This window comes from Stenotrophomonas pavanii (assembly GCF_900101175.1).
GTDB lineage: Bacteria > Pseudomonadota > Gammaproteobacteria > Xanthomonadales > Xanthomonadaceae > Stenotrophomonas > Stenotrophomonas pavanii.
The window spans coordinates 466,587-482,567 of the sequence record NZ_FNFQ01000003.1; the positions used below are offsets into that span (position 1 = coordinate 466,587).

The following is a 15,981-nucleotide window of genomic DNA, read 5'->3' on the forward strand; positions in this document are numbered from 1 at the left end:
CAGGGCCGCAGGCCCTGCCGACCCACCCTAATCCTCGACCGGGAAGTCCTCGATCGGCTTCAGCACATCGTAGTGCTCACGATGCAGCTTGCCCTTCAGCTTCGGCAGCTCCGGCAACGGCGCGTCCACCCGCGTGTCCGGCAACCGGTCCAGCAGGTTGCGCACCAGCGTCAACCGGCCCAGCCGCTGGTCATTGAAATCCACCAGCGTCCACGGCGCCGCCTCGCGATGCGTCGCGCGCAGCATCGCCTCGCGGGCTTCGGTATAGGCGCTGTACTTGCTGCGCGATTTCAGGTCGACCGGGGACAGCTTCCAGCCCTTCAGTGGATCGAGATGGCGCTCGGCGAAGCGCTTTTCCTGCTGCTCCTGGTCCACGCACAGCCAGTACTTGAACAGCAGGATGCCGTCGTCCACCAGCAGCTGCTCGAACACCGGTGCCTGGCGCAGGAACTGCTGGTACTCGGTTTCGCTGCAATAGCCCATCACCCGCTCGACGCCCGCGCGGTTGTACCAGCTGCGGTCCATCAGCACGATCTCGCCGGCGGCGGGAAGATGCGAGGCATAGCGCTGGAAATACCACTGCGTGGCTTCGCGGTCGGTAGGCTTGGGCAACGCCACCACCCGGCATTGGCGCGGGTTGAGATGCTGGCTGATGGCCTGGATCGCGCCGCCTTTGCCTGCCGTATCCCGTCCCTCGAACAGCACCAGCAGGCGTTGCCCGCTGTGCTGCACCCAGCGCGCCATCGCGGTCAGTTCCAGCTGCAGCGGCAGCAGCAGTTCGTCGTAGTCCTTGCGCTTGAGCTTGGCCATCGTCACACCACGCGGGGAGGAAGCCCGAGCGTAGCGCAGCGGTGGCTCAGGCGATGTCGACGCCCTGCCAGCCCTGCTCGCTGGCCAGTCGCTGCAGCAGCGCCGACAGGTCGCGGGCGAACCCGGCCATGTCGAACAGGCCACTGCGGTCGCGCGCCTGCGCCAGCTCGGCGCGCAGCGCGGCCAGGGCCGATGGGTCGTTGCCCAATGCGCTGGCGGCGGCGATGAACGCCGCATCGTCGACAGCATTCATCCGCGAAAGACCCAGATGATGGTTGAGGCTGCCGGCCACGCGCGCGGCGAAGGTATCGCCCGGGCAGGTCAGCACCGGGCAGCCGGCCCACAGCGCATCGGAAGCGGTGGTGTGCGCGTTGTACGGATGCGTGTCGAGGAACAGGTCGGCCAGTTGATACCGGGCCAGGTACTGCGGGTGCGGCAGCTTGGCCATGAACACCAGGCGCGCCGGATCCACGCCTGCCGCCTGCGCGGCAGCGCGCAGGCGGGCGTCGGCCTGGCCCGGGCCGGACAGCAGCCACAGCACGCTGCCCGGCACCGCCTGCAGCACGGCGAACGCGCGGCCCATGCTGCGCGGGTTGAGCTTGTAGCTGTTGTTGAAGCAGCAGAACACCACGCCATGTTCGGGCAGGCCGCACTCGGCGCGGGACGGGGACGGCTCCAGCGCGCGGGTGTTGTCCGAGGGCTGGAAGGCCCGTGGCAGGCGCAGGACGCGTTCGCTGAAGTGCGGTTCCAGCGATGCCGGCAGCACGAATTCATCGGCGACCACGGCGTCCAGCCAGCGCGCGCCCGAGGTGCCGGGGTAGGCCAGCCAGTTCAGCTGCAACGGGGCAGGGCGCATGGCCAGCACTTCGGGCGTGCCACCGCCACCCCAGCCGCGCAGGTCGAACAGCAGGTCGATGCCCTGCGCACGGATGCGGGCCGCGATGTCGGCATGCCGCAGCGCGGCCACGTCATGCAGGCGGGTCGCGGCCTGCAGGCGGTCGCGGATGCGGCTGCCATCGGCGCGGTTCAGCGCGAACAGGTGCAGCTGCAGCGCCGGGTCATGACGCAGGTGTTCGAGCAGGGCCACGGTCAGTAGCCCGGTGGGATGGGCACCGAAGCCATTGGAAAGGAAGCCGACGCGCAACGGGCCGCGCGTGCGCATCTTCACCGCTGGCAAGGGCCGCACCGAGCCGGCGATGACAGCGGCGCGCGCCCGTGCACAGGCCAGCTGCTCGGCGGCACTGGCGTCTTCGCTGAGGAAGGCGAAGGGTTCCACCGCACCCTGCCCGGAAGCGAGCGCGGCGCGTACCTGCGTGGACAGCGCGTCCACGTCCTGCCAGTCACACAGGCGGCGCTGCCAGGCCAGGCGCTGGGCCGCGATGTAGGGCTCGTCGGGCATCAGCGCATGCGCGCGGCGATAGGCCGCTGCCGCGCCCTCGGCATCATCGGCATCTTCCAGTGCATGGCCCAGCCACAGCGCGATGCCCGGGTGCTGCGGCGCCAATGCCGAGGCCTGGCCGAGCAGCGCCGCCGCGTCGGCATGCGCGCCGGCCATCCAGGCCACGCGGCCCAGGCGCGCCAGTGCCTCGGGGTGGTTCGGGCGCAGCTGCAATGCACGTCGTGCGGCCTGCTCGCCGGCGGCGATGTCGCCGGCTTCCAGCTCCAGGTCGGCCAGCATCACCCAGGCGACGAAGTCACCGGGCTGGCGTGCGATCGCCTGCTGCAGGTGCTGCCGCTGCTGCCAGGCCGACATCGCGCTCAGCCCGCCGACAGCTGGGCCAGGGCATCGACCTGGTGTTCGTGGCTGAGCCGCTGCAGCAGCGGGTCGAGGTCGCCGGCGAGGATGTTGGGCAGGTCGTACAGGGTCAGGCCTTCCACGCGATGGTCGGTGATCCGGCCCTGCGGGAAGTTGTAGGTGCGGATGCGCTGGCTGCGGTCGCCGCTGCCGACCTGCAGGCGCCGCGATTCGGCCTGCGCGGCGTCCTGGCGCTGGCGCTCGGCATCGAGCAGCTGCGCCTTCAGGCGCTTCATCGCCTTGTCGCGGTTGGCGTGCTGGCTGCGCTCGGTCTGGCACTCCACCACCACGCCGGTCGGCACGTGGGTGATGCGGATCGCCGATTCGGTCTTGTTGACGTGCTGGCCACCGGCGCCGGACGAGCGGAACGTATCCACCTTCAGGTCGGCCGGGTTGATGACGATGTCATCGACCTCGTCGGCCTCGGGAATGATCGCCACAGTCGCCGCCGAGGTGTGGATGCGGCCCTGTGATTCGGTGGCCGGCACGCGCTGCACGCGATGCGTGCCCGATTCGAACTTCAGGCGCGAGAACGCACCGCGGCCGACCACGCGCGCCACCACTTCCTTGTAGCCCCCATGCTCACCCGGGCTGTCCGATTCGATCTCGACCTTCCAGCCCTGGCGTTCGGCATAGCGGGCGTACATGCGGAACAGGTCGCCGGCGAAGATCGCCGCCTCATCGCCGCCGGTGCCGGCGCGCACTTCCAGGAACAGGTTGCCGTCGTCGCGCGGGTCACGCGGCACCAGCAGCAGCGCAAGCTCCTGCTCCAGTGCCTGCAGGCGCGCCTGCGCGGCGGCGATTTCCTCCTCGGCCAGCTCGCGCAGGTCGGGGTCGGCGCGCATGCCTTCGGCGGCGGCCAGGTCGGCCTCGGCACGGGCTTCATCGGCCAGTGCAGTGGCGACCGGTTCAAGTTGGGCGAATTCGCGCGAAAGGTCGCGGAAACGGGTGTTGTCGGCGACCACGTCGGGTTCGGCGAGCAGGCGTTCCAGTTCTTCGCGGCGCTCGGCCAGCGCTTCCAGCTTACGGCGCAGGGTCGGCGTCATCGGGTCTCACGGGTGGGTGGCGGTAACCCGGCGTGGCCGGGAACAGGCGCTCGGCGGCGCGGGTCAGGTCGGCATCGCCGCTCAGCGCGGCCGCGCGCAGGGCGGCGGTCGGTGGATGCAGCAGGCGGTTGGTCAGGCCATGGGCCAGCAGTTCCAGTACTTCGTCGGCGGGCTTGCCGTTGGCCAGCTGCTGGCGCGCACGCTCCAGCAGCTCGGCGCGGGTGGCTTCGCCAAACGCGCGCAGCTGCCGCAGCGGTGCCTGGTGGGCGCTGGCCTGCTGGGTCTCGATGAAACGCGACACCTGCAGGTCGATGATCGCCTCGGCCTCGGCAGCGGCCTCGCGGCGGCCACGACGGTTGTCTTCCACCGCGCGTTCCAGGTCATCGACGGTGTAGAGGAAGGCGTCGTTGAGCGTGCCGACCTCGGCTTCGATGTCGCGCGGCACGGCCAGGTCGAACAGCAGCATCGGCTTGTGCCGGCGCGCGCGCAGGGCCTTGGCCACCATCTCGCGATGGATCACCGGTTCGCGCGCGGCGGTGGCCGAGAACACGATGTCGGCCTCGCCGAGGTGGCGATCAAGTTCGGTCAGCGGCAACGCCACGCCGCCATGGCGGCTGGCCAGTTCCTGCGCGTGGGCCAGGGTGCGGTTGGCGATCAGCAGCCGCCGTACCTTGCCTTCACTCAGGTGCCGTGCAGCCAGTTCGATGGTCTCGCCGGCACCGACCAGCAGGACGGTGGAGTCGTCCAGCCGGGCGAACGCGTTCTGTGCCAGGCGCACGGCCGCCGAGGCCACCGACACCGGGTTGGTGCCGATCTGGGTATCGGTGCGCGCACGCTTGGCCACCGAGAAGGTCTGCTGGAACAGGCGGTCCAGGCGTTGGCCGAGCAGTCCGTGGTCGCGCGCCGTCGACCAGGCCTCCTTCACCTGGCCGAGGATCTGCGGCTCGCCCAGCACCATCGAGTCCAGGCCGGTGGCGACCCGGAACAGGTGGCGCACGGCTTCGGCATCGGCGTGCTGGTACAGATAGCCCTGCAGGTCGCCGGCCTGGCTGTGCAGCCACTGGTCCAGCGCCTGCGCCGACTCGGCCACGGCGTACAGCTCGGTGCGGTTGCAGGTGGACAGCAGGACCGCCTCGGCAATCTGCGGGGTGTCGCGCAGCGAACCCAGCGCACGCGGCAACGCCTCACCGGCGAAGGCCGCGCGCTCGCGCAGCTCCACCGGTGCGGTCTGGTGATTCAGTCCGAGCACCCACAGGGTCATTGTTCAGTTGCTTGCGATAAGCTGCTGGCCATTGGACGACATTTTAAGGCCCCGATGCCGACGATGCCCGCATTGATTCGCATCCCCAGTGTTCTGCTGCTGTCCCTGGCCTGCGCCCAGGCCATGGCGGCGGCGCCGGCCAAGGCGCCTGTACGGGGCCCGGCCACTGAGGAACTGGCGCTGGAACCGGTGATGGCCGGGGAGTTCGCGCTGCAGGCCGGCAAGCTGGCCGAGGCCGCGCGCTGGTACCTGCAGGCGGCCCAGCAGACCGACGGCGATGCCGGGCTGGCCGAGCGCGCCACCCGTATTTCGATGCTGGCCAACGATGACGCCAGTGCCGCCAAGGGCCTGGCCCTGTGGCAGCAGCGTGCGCCGGATTCGTTGACCCTGCGCAGCGCTGCCGGTGCGCTGGCCATGCGCAAGGGCGATGTGAAGGCGGCCCGCAGCGCGTTGCAGGCCCTGCTGGCCGACCCCGACGAACGCGGCTGGAAGTTCGCCCTGGCCGCACTCATCGGCGGTGGCCGCGACCCGGCGGTGCCGGCGCAGGTGCTGGGCGAGCTGGTCGATGCCAATGCGATTCCGGCGAAGATCGAGGCCTGGCAGGAGTTCGGCCGTCTCGCCCTGCGCATGGACAAGCCCGAACTGGCGCGGCGCATGATCGATGAAGTGGTCAAGCGCTTCCCCGAAGAACCGCGTGTGGCGCTGTTGCGTGCCAGCCAGCTGCAGCAGGCCGGCGAGACCGACAAGGCCCTGTCGCTGCTGCACGACGTCGAACCGAAGACCCGCCAGGACCCCGAGCTGCGCAACGCGGTGGCCATCGCCTATGACAGCCTCGGCCAGCCGGCTGCGGCCGAGCGTGTGCTGGCGTTCGGCCCGCAGGACGTGCAGACCTGGGGCATGCGCGCCTCGCTGCTGGCCAAGCAGGGCGACAAGGCGGCGCTGTCCAACCTGTACAACGAACTGTCGCGGCAGGCGGCCAAGCCGGACCCGGCGCAGCGCCTGCTGCTGGGCAAGATCGCCGAGTACCTGAAGCGCTACCCCGAGGCGGTGCAGTGGTACCACAGCGTGCCCGGCGGTGATGAGCTGAGCGAGGCGCGCCTGCGTGCGGCCAACGCCCAGGCCCTGGCCGGGCGCCTGCCGCAGGCCCTGGATGAAGTGCACGCGATCCAGTCCGACGCAGTGGTCGACGACGATGTGCGCCGTGACGCCTATCTGCTGGAAGCCGAACTGCGCCAGCGTGGCGACGACAGCGCCGGTGAACTGGATGCGCTGGCCCGCGGCCTGGCCGCCTACCCGGATGACAACGGGCTGCTGTACGCACGTGCGCTCACCTGGGAGCGCCGCGACGACATCCCGCGCGCCGAGGCCGACCTGCGCAAGATCCTGGTGACCGACCCGGAAAACGTGCCGGCGCTGAACGCGCTGGGCTACACCCTGGCCGACCGTACCGGCCGCCTGCAGGAGGCGCTGGAGCTGATCGACCGCGCCCGCGTGGCCGAGCCGGACAACGCCGCCATCGTCGACAGCTATGGCTGGGTGCTGTATCGCCTGGGTCGTAAGGAAGAGGCACTGGTGCAGCTGCGCCGGGCCTGGACCCTGGCCAAGGACCCGGAGATCGCCGCCCATGTCGGTGAAGTGCTGTGGGTGCTGGGCAAGCATGACGAGGCCCGTCACTTCTTCGAGGAAGCGGCCAGGCTCGATCCTGAAAACCGCGCGCTGCTGCGCGCCCGCGAGAAATTCAATCCATGAGTGTTTCCCTGATCCGGCCGCTGCTGCTGGCGGCTGCGACCCTGGCGGTGACCGCCTGTACCAGCGTGGGTACGCAGAAGACCGCGCCACCGGCGGTGGTCCAGACGGTTTCGGCCGAAGCGGCACAGGCCGAAGCGGCCCGCGTGGCGGCCTTGCACGCGCAGCCGGAGTGGGCCTTCCAGGGCCGGGTCGCGGTCAGCAAGGGCAAGGACGGCGGCAGCGGTCGCATTGACTGGAAACAGGACGGCCGCCGCTACGTGGTCGAACTGAGCGCGCCGGTGACCCGGCAGAGCTGGAAGCTGACCGGCGACACCCATTCCGAAGCCGGCCGCTTGGAAGGGCTGTCTGGCGGTCCGCGTGATGGCGAGGACGCCCAGCAGCTGCTGCTGGAGGCGACCGGCTGGGACATCCCGGTCAACCAGCTGCCGGAGTGGATCCGTGGCCTGGTGGCCGGCGACGCCGCCGGTCCGGAGGCGGTCGAGCGCGACGCTGACGGCCGGCCGCGCCGCATGCAGCAGATGGGCTGGCAGGTGCAGTACCTGGACTGGTACCCGGCTGAGAGCGGACGCCCGGCGCTGCCACGCCGGATCGAGGCCAGCAATGGCGACGCCAAGGTGCGCCTGCTGGTGGACCAGTGGGGGCAGGGCACGCCATGAGCGGGGCTGCCGACGACGCGGGCTGGTCCTGGTGGCCGGCCCCGGCCAAGCTGAACCTGTTCCTGCACATCACCGGCCGCCGGGCCGACGGCTACCACGAGCTGCAGACCGTGTTCCGCCTGCTGGACTGGGGGGACCGCATCGGCCTGCGCCTGCGTGAAGACGGCCAGGTGCATCGGCAGGGCGAGGGCCTGGCCGGCGTGGCCGAGGCCGATGACCTCGCGGTGCGGGCCGCGCGCCTGCTCCAGGAAGCGGCGAAGGTCGCGCAAGGTGCTGACATCATCGTCGAAAAGCACGTTCCTGCCGGTGGTGGGTTTGGCGGCGGTTCGTCCGACGCGGCCACCGTGCTGGTGGTACTGAACCGGCTCTGGCGTGCCGGCCTGGATGAAGATGCCCTGGCCGCGCTGGGCCTGCGCCTGGGCGCCGACGTGCCGGTGTTCGTGCGCGGGCGCAACGCCTGGGCCGAAGGGGTGGGCGAGCGCCTGCAGCCGATCACGCTGGCCCCGGCCTGGTATGTGGTGGTTGAACCGGGCGTTCATGTTCCCACGCCGGTCCTCTTTGCAGACCCGGATTTGACGCGCGACAGCCCAGTGGCGAAAATAGAGGACTTCGCTTCCGGGACCCTGGTCGGGAACGCGTTCGAACCGGTGCTGCGCCGCCGTGAGCCTGCCGTCGAGGCCGCGCTCGCTGCGTTGAGCGGCATCGGCACGGCGCGGCTGACCGGTTCGGGAAGTGGTTGTTTCGTCGAGTTCGCATCGCAGTCTGCCGCAGAGCAGGGACGGTCGAAGTTGCCGAAGGAGTTGCGGGCAAGGGTGGCAGCGGGCGTTGCGCGTTCGCCACTGCTGGATGCACTCGAGCAACACTGATTTATCAATGCAGGGGCGTCGCCAAGAGGCCCAAGGCACCAGGTTTTGATCCTGGCATTCGTAGGTTCGAATCCTACCGCCCCTGCCAATAGCGGCTGTGTCCGCGCCTTCCAGCGCATCGCCCGCGCGGGACGTGGATACAACCGCGGTGTTGTCAGCAGCAAGGGTCCATCGGGGTCCTTGCCGACTCCGGATCCCCGCCACTCGTCCCCGCCCGAGACAATCATGATGCAAGAGTCCCCGAACCTGCTGGTCTTTTCCGGCAACGCCAACAAACGTCTGGCGCAGAACATCTGCAAGGAACTGGGGGTTCGCCCGGGCAAGGCGCTGGTCTCGCACTTCTCCGATGGTGAAGTGCAGGTGGAGATCGAGGAGAACGTCCGCAAGCAGGACGTGTTCGTGATCCAGCCGACCTGCGCGCCGAGCGCGGAAAACCTGATGGAACTGCTGGTGCTGATCGACGCGCTCAAGCGCGCATCGGTGGCCAGCGTGACCGCCGTGGTGCCGTATTTCGGCTACTCGCGGCAGGATCGCCGCATGCGCTCTTCGCGCGTGCCGATCACCGCCAAGCTGGCGGCCAAGATGTTCAGCACCGCTGGCGCTGATCGCGTGCTGACCGTCGACCTGCACGCCGACCAGATCCAGGGCTTCTTCGATATTCCGGTCGACAACGTGTATGCCTCGCCGCTGCTGCTGGCCGACATCTGGCGCGCCTACGGCACCGAGAACCTGATCGTTGTGTCGCCGGACGTGGGCGGCGTGGTCCGCGCCCGTGCGGTGGCCAAGCGCCTGGATGACGCCGACCTGGCGATCATCGACAAGCGCCGCCCGCGTGCCAACGTCTCCACCGTGATGAACATCATCGGTGACGTCGAAGGCAAGACCTGCGTGATGGTCGATGACATCGTCGATACCGCCGGCACCCTGTGCGCCGCTGCCGCTGCCCTGAAGGCGCGCGGTGCGCTCAAGGTCGCCGCCTACTGCACCCACGCGGTGCTGTCGGGCCCGGCGGTGGACAACATCACCAATTCCCAGCTCGACGAGCTGGTGGTGACCGACACCATCCCGCTGAAGGACGCGGCGCGGGTGTGCAGCAAGATCCGCCAGCTGAGCGTGGCGGAAATGCTGGCCGAAACGATGCGCCGCATCGCCTTCGGCGAGTCGGTCAGCTCGCTGTACGTCGACTGAGTTTTTCGCCCCTGCCGGCAACGGCGGGGGCATACCCGGATGCTTCTGGTCGCGGAAGCATCTTCAACCGCCACGCCGCAGGGCGCGGCAACAACCTGAGTAGTCGAAAATGTCCAAGACCCATGAAATCAAGGTCACCAAGCGTGAACTGCAGCGTAAGGGTGCGAGCCGCCGCCTGCGTCACGCCGGTGTGATCCCGGCCATCGTGTACGGCGGCAACGCCGAGCCGGTCGCCATCAGCCTGGACCACAACGAAATCTGGCTGGCCCAGCAGAACGAGTGGTTCTATGCCTCGATCCTGGACCTGAACCTGGATGGTCAGGTGCAGAAGGTCCTGCTGCGTGACATGCAGCGCCACCCGTACAAGCAGCTGATCATGCACCTGGACTTCCAGCGCGTGAACGAGAACGAAGCCCTGACCGCTTCGGTCCCGCTGCACTTCGTCAACGAAGACACCTCGCCGGCCGGCAAGGCTGCCGACGTCGTGGTCACCCACGAACTGAAGGAAGTGACCATCACCTGCCTGCCGAAGGACCTGCCGGAGTCGATCGAAGTCGACCTGGGCGAGCTGAAGGCCGGTGACGTGGTGTACCTGTCCGACATCAAGCTGCCGAAGGGCGTGGAAATCCCGGCCCTGGCGCTGGGCAAGGACCACGACGACGCCATCGTCACCGCCAAGGCCGGCAAGGCCGACGAGGCTGACGAAGAAGCGGCTGCCGCCGAGTAATACCGTTACGGTGCCTGCCTCCGGGCAGGCACCGTACTGGAAGGAACCATGGCAGGACTGCGACTGATCGTCGGTCTGGGCAACCCCGGATCGGAACACGCCCGGACCCGGCACAATGCCGGGTTTCATTTCGTTGAGGCCCTGGCGGAAAAAGCCGGTGCGCGATGGAATGTGGACAGCAAGCTGTTCGGTGAGACCGCCAAGGTCGAGATCGCCGGGCAGACGGTGTGGCTGCTCAAGCCCGCCACCTTCATGAACCTCAGCGGCAAGTCGGTCACCGCCGCGCAGCGGTTCTGGAAGATCGAGCCGGAGGAAACCCTGCTGGCCCACGACGAGCTGGACCTGCCGCCCGGTGCGGCGCGGCTGAAGTTCGACGGTGGCCACGGCGGCCAGAACGGCCTGCGCGACACCATGCGCCTGCTGGGCCACGGCAGGTTCCATCGCCTGCGCGTGGGCATCGGCCATCCCGGCCACAAGGACCGCGTAGTGGGTTGGGTGCTCGGCCGTCCGTCCAAGGAGGATGACGTGCTGATCGCACGCGCCATCGACGATGCGATCGACGTGCTGCCGCTGGCGGTGCAGGGCGATTTCAACGAAGCGATGAAGCGGCTGCATACCCCGAAATAACCGGTAGGTACCGACCGCTGGTCGGTACGGAGCCAACCAGACCGGTAGGTACCGACCGCTGGTCGGTACGGAGTCAACCCGACCGGTAGGTACCGACCGCTGGTCGGTATGGAGTCAACCAGACCGGTAGGTACCGACCGCTGGTCGGTACGGAGTCAACCAGACCGGTAGGTACCGACCGTTGGTCGGTACGGAGTCAACCCGACCGGTAGGTACCGACCGCTGGTCGGTACGGAGAATGATTGGAAAAGCAGCGCCCACGTCGCTGTTTCCCCAATCACTTTCACCCCAGAGAGCTGTCACCCATGGGTATCAAATGCGGCATCGTCGGCCTGCCCAACGTCGGCAAGTCGACCCTGTTCAATGCGCTGACCAAGGCGGGCATCGCCGCGGCGAACTTCCCGTTCTGCACCATCGAGCCGAACGTCGGCATCGTGCCGGTGCCGGATCCGCGCCTGAACGAGCTGGCGGGCATCATCAACCCGCAGAAGGTCATCCCGACCGCGGTCGAGTTCGTCGACATCGCCGGCCTGGTCGCCGGTGCCGCCAGCGGTGAAGGCCTGGGCAACAAGTTCCTGGCGCACATCCGCGAAGTCGATGCCATCACCCACGTGGTGCGCTGCTTCGAGCACGGTGACATCGTGCACGTGGCCGGCAAGGTCGACCCGATCTCGGACATCGAGACCATCGACACCGAGCTGGCGCTGGCCGACCTGGACAGCGTCGAGAAGGCGCTGAACCGTGCCGAGCGTGCGGCCAAGGGCGGCGACAAGGATGCGGCGGCGCGCAAGCCGGTGCTGGCCAAGCTGCAGGCGGCACTGTCCGACGGCAAGGCCGGTCGCTCGGCCGGCCTGGACGACGAGGAAAAGGCGCTGGTGCGCGACCTGTTCCTGCTCACCCTGAAGCCGGTGATGTACATCGCCAACGTGCTGGAAGACGGCTTCGAGAACAACCCGCACCTGGACGCCGTGCGCGCGCACGCCGCCGCCGAGGGCGCGCAGGTGGTGCCGGTGTCGGCCGCGATCGAAGAAGAGCTGTCCCAGCTCGACGACGAAGACCGCGATACCTTCCTGGCCGACCTGGGCCTGAGCGAGCCGGGCCTGAACCGCGTGATCAACGCGGCCTACAGCCTGCTCGGCCTGCAGACCTATTTCACTGCCGGCGTGAAGGAAGTCCGCGCGTGGACCGTGCGCAAGGGCGCTACCGCTCCGCAGGCTGCCGCCGTCATCCACACCGACTTCGAGAAGGGCTTCATCCGCGCTGAAACCATCGCGTATGACGACTTCATCAAGTACAAGGGCGAAGCCGGCGCCAAGGAAGCCGGTCGCCTGCGCCTGGAAGGCAAGGAATACCGCGTGCAGGAAGGCGACATCCTGCACTTCCGCTTCAACGTCTGATCCAGCGGCATCGGATCGGCCCCGGACGCCCCGCCTTGTGCGGGGCGTCTGCGTTTCTGGCGATGGACAAAAAATCACCACGCTGCGAAACGCTTGCGGCGTGATGTTCGCCGGCACTTGTCCACAGCAAACTCCCATCGCTTTCCACGCCGGGTGTGGAAAACCGGCGAACCCGATGTAGCGCCGAGCCCATGCTCGGCTGCGATGGACGTGAGCCGAGCGTGGGCCCGGCGCTACACGCCTCAATGGTTCCGCGTGGACAAAATTTCGCCACGCATTGAAACGCTTGCGTGGCAACATTCCCACCCACTTGTCCACATCAAATCCCAACCGCTCTCCACGGCGCATGTGGAAAACCGCGGATGGGCATGGATAAAAATTCACCAGCCTTTGAAACGCTTGCGCCGCAACGTTCGCGGTCACTTGTCCACATCAAGTCCGCATGGCTTTCCACGCGGCGTGTGGAAAAGCGCCCGGCACTCCCTTGCCGGGCACGTCCCGCATCACCAGGTGTACGACACGCCCAGCTGGGCACCGACATCGCGGAAGCCCATGCCACCGCTCTGCCGGCTCAATTCACCCCAGCCGCGCCAGCCACCGGACAGATCCACCTGTACACCGGCCTTGGCTTCGTAGATGTCGCGCGGCAACGGCCGCTGCAGGCGCTCGCCGTCCATCGCCAGGCCTGCGCCATTGCCGCCGGACCACCAGTTCACCGCCACGTACGGGTGCACCTGGCCCTGCGCCGGGCTCAACCCACGGCTGTAAAGACGCAGGCCGAGGCGCGTGCTGGTCTCGCCACCGCCACGGTCTTCGACCACCGTACCGTTGGCTTCGATCAGCCGGTCGCTGTCGTAGCGGCTGTGCACCACCTGCAGTTGCGGTTGCAGGTAGACGCCACGCTGCGCGGTCTGGCGCAGCGGCAGCACGTAGCCGGCCTCGGCCGACGCGCTCCAGTTGCGCGCGTCATAGCGCTCCTTCTGCAGGCCATCGCCCTGCACGCTGTTGCGGAAGCGGCCGTACTGCAGCCAGCCATCCACATAGGCGCCACCGCGCATCTGCGCATCCTGCAGCCAGGTGGCATAGGCACCCACGCTGGTGCCGGTGACCACGCCGCGTGCGGTGTAGCCGGTCAGCTGCGAGCGGCTGTCATTGCGGGCGCGGCCGTGGCCAAGCATCGCACCTGCCTGCAGTTCGCCGGTACCGCCCACTTCGAAGCGGCGTCCGACGCCGACCAGCACACTGCTGATCTGCCCATCGACGTGCACCTGGCGGTTGCGGTCGTGGCTGTCCGGCTGCGCGCTGCGCAAGTGCATCCAGGCCACGGCATCGCTGCTTGCGCCGGCCTCGGCGGCGGGATCACCGGCGCGGTCGTGCAGGCTGTGCCGGAACATGCCCAGCGCGGCGTTGCGGTTGGCCAGGTAGGCCGCCGGTTCCGGGCGTTCCACCTGCGGGCGCGGCGGATCGATCGGCGGTTCCGGTGGCAGCGGCGGCTCGACCGGCGGTTCCGGCGGCAGTGGCGGATCGACCGGCGGTTCCGGCGGCGACGGCGGATCGACCGGGGGATCGGGTGGCTGCGGCGGATCAACCGGCGGCTCCGGCGGATCGACCGGCGGCACGTATTCCGAACGCAGGTACCAGTTGCCGTCATCCGGGGTCGACACGCCGCCCTTGAACAGGAAGTAGTCGTAGGCACCGGCAACCGCGCGGCCCTGCAGGCTGAACTGTGCATCCGACTGGCCAGCCACGGTGATCAGGCGGATGCCCTCCTGGGTCAGTGCACCCGTGCCACCGGCATTGCGCACGCTCACGCTGGCAGTGCCGCTGCTGTTGCCGTTGATGACCAGCTGATCGCCGAGCGAGGTGTCGTCACCCAGTGCACGGTTGAAGATCCACTGGCCACCGTTGCCCACGTAGTCGCCGCTGACAGTGACGGTCTTGAAGTCGCCGGCCGTCGGCGCATCGAAGGCGATGGTGCCGGCGTGATCGAGCGCGCCGACGCTGGAACTGGCACGCACGTTCCATTGGCTGCTGCCATCCAGCGACAGCTGCGCGACCTGGTAGCCGGAATCGCTGCGCAGGGCACCGCTGAAGAGCGTGCCGTTGCCCAGCAGCAGGTGCACGTCGGCGGTTGCGCTGTCGACCACCACGTCGCCGCGCAGCGTGCTGGCGTCGGCGTTGAAGTCGATGCGGCTGGTCGCCACGCTGCTGCCGTCGGTGAACACCGTGTCGCTGACCCGCAGCAGCCGGCCGTCGCCATCGCCGGCGGTCACCTCGCTGCCCTTGACGGTCAACGCATGATTGCTGCCCTGCAGCCAGAACGCGGCGCCGCTGGCGGTCTCCATATGGCTGTCGTTGAAGGTGGCGCGGTTCCAGTAAGGGCCGAACGCGGTCAGGTACGAACGATAGCCGCCGCTGTTGCTGCCGGTCATGCGGATGTCCAGGCGATCGGCCTGGGTCAGCCGTGCGGTGTTCATGTGCACGATGCCGAACACGTTCTCGCCGTCGCCGCGGATCGCGACGCTGTCGAGCAGCGCGGTGGCGGTGGAGCCCCCGATGAACACGCCGCCGCCGCCGTCGCCGCGCACATCGATCACGTTGCCGGTGGCTTCGATGCGGCTGGCGGAGCTGCCGGTGGAGCCGGTCACGCGAACACCATAGGTCGCATCGCCGTGCGTGGTGATCCGGCCGCCCTGCACCGTGGCGGTGCCGCCGTAGATCTCCACGCCATGGCCGTAGCTGTCGGTCCAGGTGTCGACGCTGCTGTCGGTCAGCTGCAGGCGCGACGCATCGCTGGCCAGCCAGAAGCCGGAATATCCTTCGCGTACATCGAAGGTCGCGTCGCGGGCGGTCAGTTCGCCCCAGCTGTTGATGTTCACGCCATAACCGCCGACGGTGAAGAAGCTGCCGCCGTTGATCACCGCGCTGGAATAGGTCTTGCTGAGGGTGCTGCCGAGCAGTCGCATGCTGCCGCCCACCGAATGGGCTTCCACGTTCTCCAGCAGCAGGCTGCCGCCGCTGTCGATATCGAACCAGCCGCCCTGCAGGTAGGTGTCGTACAGCTCGGCGCGGCTGCCCACGCCGTCGGCCGCCACGCCGGCAAGGATGCCGCCGGGGGCGAGGGTGATGCGGCTGTTGCGGATCGTCAGCAGGCCGGCGCTGTCGGCGCGCAGGCGGGCACCTCCGTCGGCGCTCATCTGCAGATCGGCCAGGTGCAGTTCGCTGCCCTTGCCGGACGCACCGGCCAGCGTGCCACCGGTCCCGGTCATTGAAAGACGGCCCCCGGCATAGTGGATCACGCCACCGTTGTAGGCCTGCACGCTGCCGAATCCGCTGCCGTTACGGGTGGCGTCGATGTCGACGTCGCGTGCGTCGATCACACTGCCAGCGCCATTGGCGTACAGCGCATAGAAGCCCGTACCGGTGGCCGGCGCGATCGACAGCGTCGCGTTGCGCAGCTGCACCTGTCCCCCATTGCTGGCGGACACGGCGCTGCCACTGCCGGTCACGTTGATACGGCTGCCGTCGATCACTGCCTGGCTGCCCGCACCGGTGACGGTCAGCGCAAAGCTGCCGGCGGCATGGGTGAGGACATCGTCCGCACCGAGTTGCAGGGTGTTGCCGTCGCTGACCTGCAGTGGGCCGGTCAGATCGGCGGCGTGGACCGGCAGTGCCGCCCACAGGGCGGTCGCCAGCAGGGTGGGAAGGAGCGGGGCAGGCGCGCGGCGCGCGCGCCCGGACGCACGGCGGCGCCGTGTAGGGGAGGCGTACATGCTGTTGGACTTCCTGTGGCAGGGCGCAGCACGGCTGCGCGAACTGGCGCGGCAGGGCCGCGTCGCTGCGGAAGCCACATGCGATG

12 protein-coding genes and 1 tRNA gene are annotated in these 15,981 nt (G+C 68.6%); 8 read left to right on the forward strand and 5 right to left on the reverse strand.

Features of this window, described 5'->3' with window-relative positions; all coding sequences use genetic code 11:
• Nucleotides 1–27: 27 nt before the first annotated feature.
• The 4 genes from ppk2 to hemA are packed head-to-tail and all read right to left on the reverse strand — an operon-like array spanning nucleotide 28 to nucleotide 4,912.
• Nucleotides 28–810: a polyphosphate kinase 2 gene (gene ppk2, locus BLS66_RS08295; RefSeq protein WP_005408184.1), complete on the reverse strand. Its 783-nt coding sequence runs from the start codon at nucleotides 808–810 to the stop codon at nucleotides 28–30.
• A 46-nt stretch (nucleotides 811–856) separates the two neighbouring features.
• Nucleotides 857–2,563: an O-linked N-acetylglucosamine transferase, SPINDLY family protein gene (locus BLS66_RS08300; protein ID WP_074725618.1), complete on the reverse strand. Its 1,707-nt coding sequence runs from the start codon at nucleotides 2,561–2,563 to the stop codon at nucleotides 857–859.
• A gap of 5 nt (nucleotides 2,564–2,568) precedes the next feature.
• Nucleotides 2,569–3,651 (reverse strand): peptide chain release factor 1, encoded by a 1,083-nt coding sequence (gene prfA / locus BLS66_RS08305; RefSeq protein WP_074725619.1) that lies wholly within the window; start codon nucleotides 3,649–3,651, stop codon nucleotides 2,569–2,571.
• Nucleotides 3,629–4,912, reverse strand: coding sequence for a glutamyl-tRNA reductase (hemA, locus tag BLS66_RS08310; RefSeq protein WP_049468712.1), 1,284 nt, complete (start codon nucleotides 4,910–4,912; stop codon nucleotides 3,629–3,631). Before hemA ends, prfA begins: the two co-directional genes overlap by 23 nt.
• Before the next feature lie 63 nt (nucleotides 4,913–4,975).
• Here hemA and BLS66_RS08315 point away from each other — a divergent pair, with 63 nt between their 5' ends.
• The 8 genes from BLS66_RS08315 (at nucleotide 4,976) to ychF (ending at nucleotide 12,122) form a co-directional block, all read left to right on the forward strand.
• A complete protein-coding gene (locus tag BLS66_RS08315; protein WP_208596518.1) occupies nucleotides 4,976–6,661 on the forward strand; it encodes a tetratricopeptide repeat protein in 1,686 nt (561 codons plus the stop codon).
• The gene (lolB, locus tag BLS66_RS08320; protein WP_057493424.1) at nucleotides 6,658–7,317 is read left to right on the forward strand and encodes a lipoprotein insertase outer membrane protein LolB; all 660 of its coding nucleotides are present in this window, start codon (nucleotides 6,658–6,660) and stop codon (nucleotides 7,315–7,317) included. The genes BLS66_RS08315 and lolB overlap by 4 nt, the downstream gene beginning before the upstream one ends.
• Nucleotides 7,314–8,183, forward strand: a complete 870-nt coding sequence (gene ispE / locus BLS66_RS08325) for a 4-(cytidine 5'-diphospho)-2-C-methyl-D-erythritol kinase (RefSeq protein WP_074725621.1) — start codon at nucleotides 7,314–7,316, stop codon at nucleotides 8,181–8,183. Before lolB ends, ispE begins: the two co-directional genes overlap by 4 nt.
• Nucleotides 8,184–8,194: 11 nt before the next feature.
• A tRNA-Gln gene (locus BLS66_RS08330) sits at nucleotides 8,195–8,271 on the forward strand.
• Between the two features lie 140 nt (nucleotides 8,272–8,411).
• On the forward strand, nucleotides 8,412–9,371 hold the full coding sequence (locus tag BLS66_RS08335) for a ribose-phosphate diphosphokinase (RefSeq protein WP_005415400.1): 960 nt from the start codon (nucleotides 8,412–8,414) through the stop codon (nucleotides 9,369–9,371).
• 109 nt (nucleotides 9,372–9,480) lie between these two features.
• Nucleotides 9,481–10,098: a 50S ribosomal protein L25/general stress protein Ctc gene (locus BLS66_RS08340; protein WP_005408191.1), complete on the forward strand. Its 618-nt coding sequence runs from the start codon at nucleotides 9,481–9,483 to the stop codon at nucleotides 10,096–10,098.
• 48 nt (nucleotides 10,099–10,146) lie between these two features.
• A complete protein-coding gene (gene pth / locus BLS66_RS08345) occupies nucleotides 10,147–10,725 on the forward strand; it encodes an aminoacyl-tRNA hydrolase (protein ID WP_049468722.1) in 579 nt (192 codons plus the stop codon).
• A 305-nt stretch (nucleotides 10,726–11,030) separates the two neighbouring features.
• Entirely contained in the window at nucleotides 11,031–12,122 is a 1,092-nt protein-coding gene (ychF, locus tag BLS66_RS08350) for a redox-regulated ATPase YchF (RefSeq protein WP_049464661.1), read from the forward strand.
• A gap of 503 nt (nucleotides 12,123–12,625) precedes the next feature.
• Here the strand turns inward: ychF and BLS66_RS08355 are convergent.
• Entirely contained in the window at nucleotides 12,626–15,895 is a 3,270-nt protein-coding gene (locus BLS66_RS08355; protein ID WP_074725622.1) for an autotransporter family protein, read from the reverse strand.
• Nucleotides 15,896–15,981: the final 86 nt, after the last annotated feature.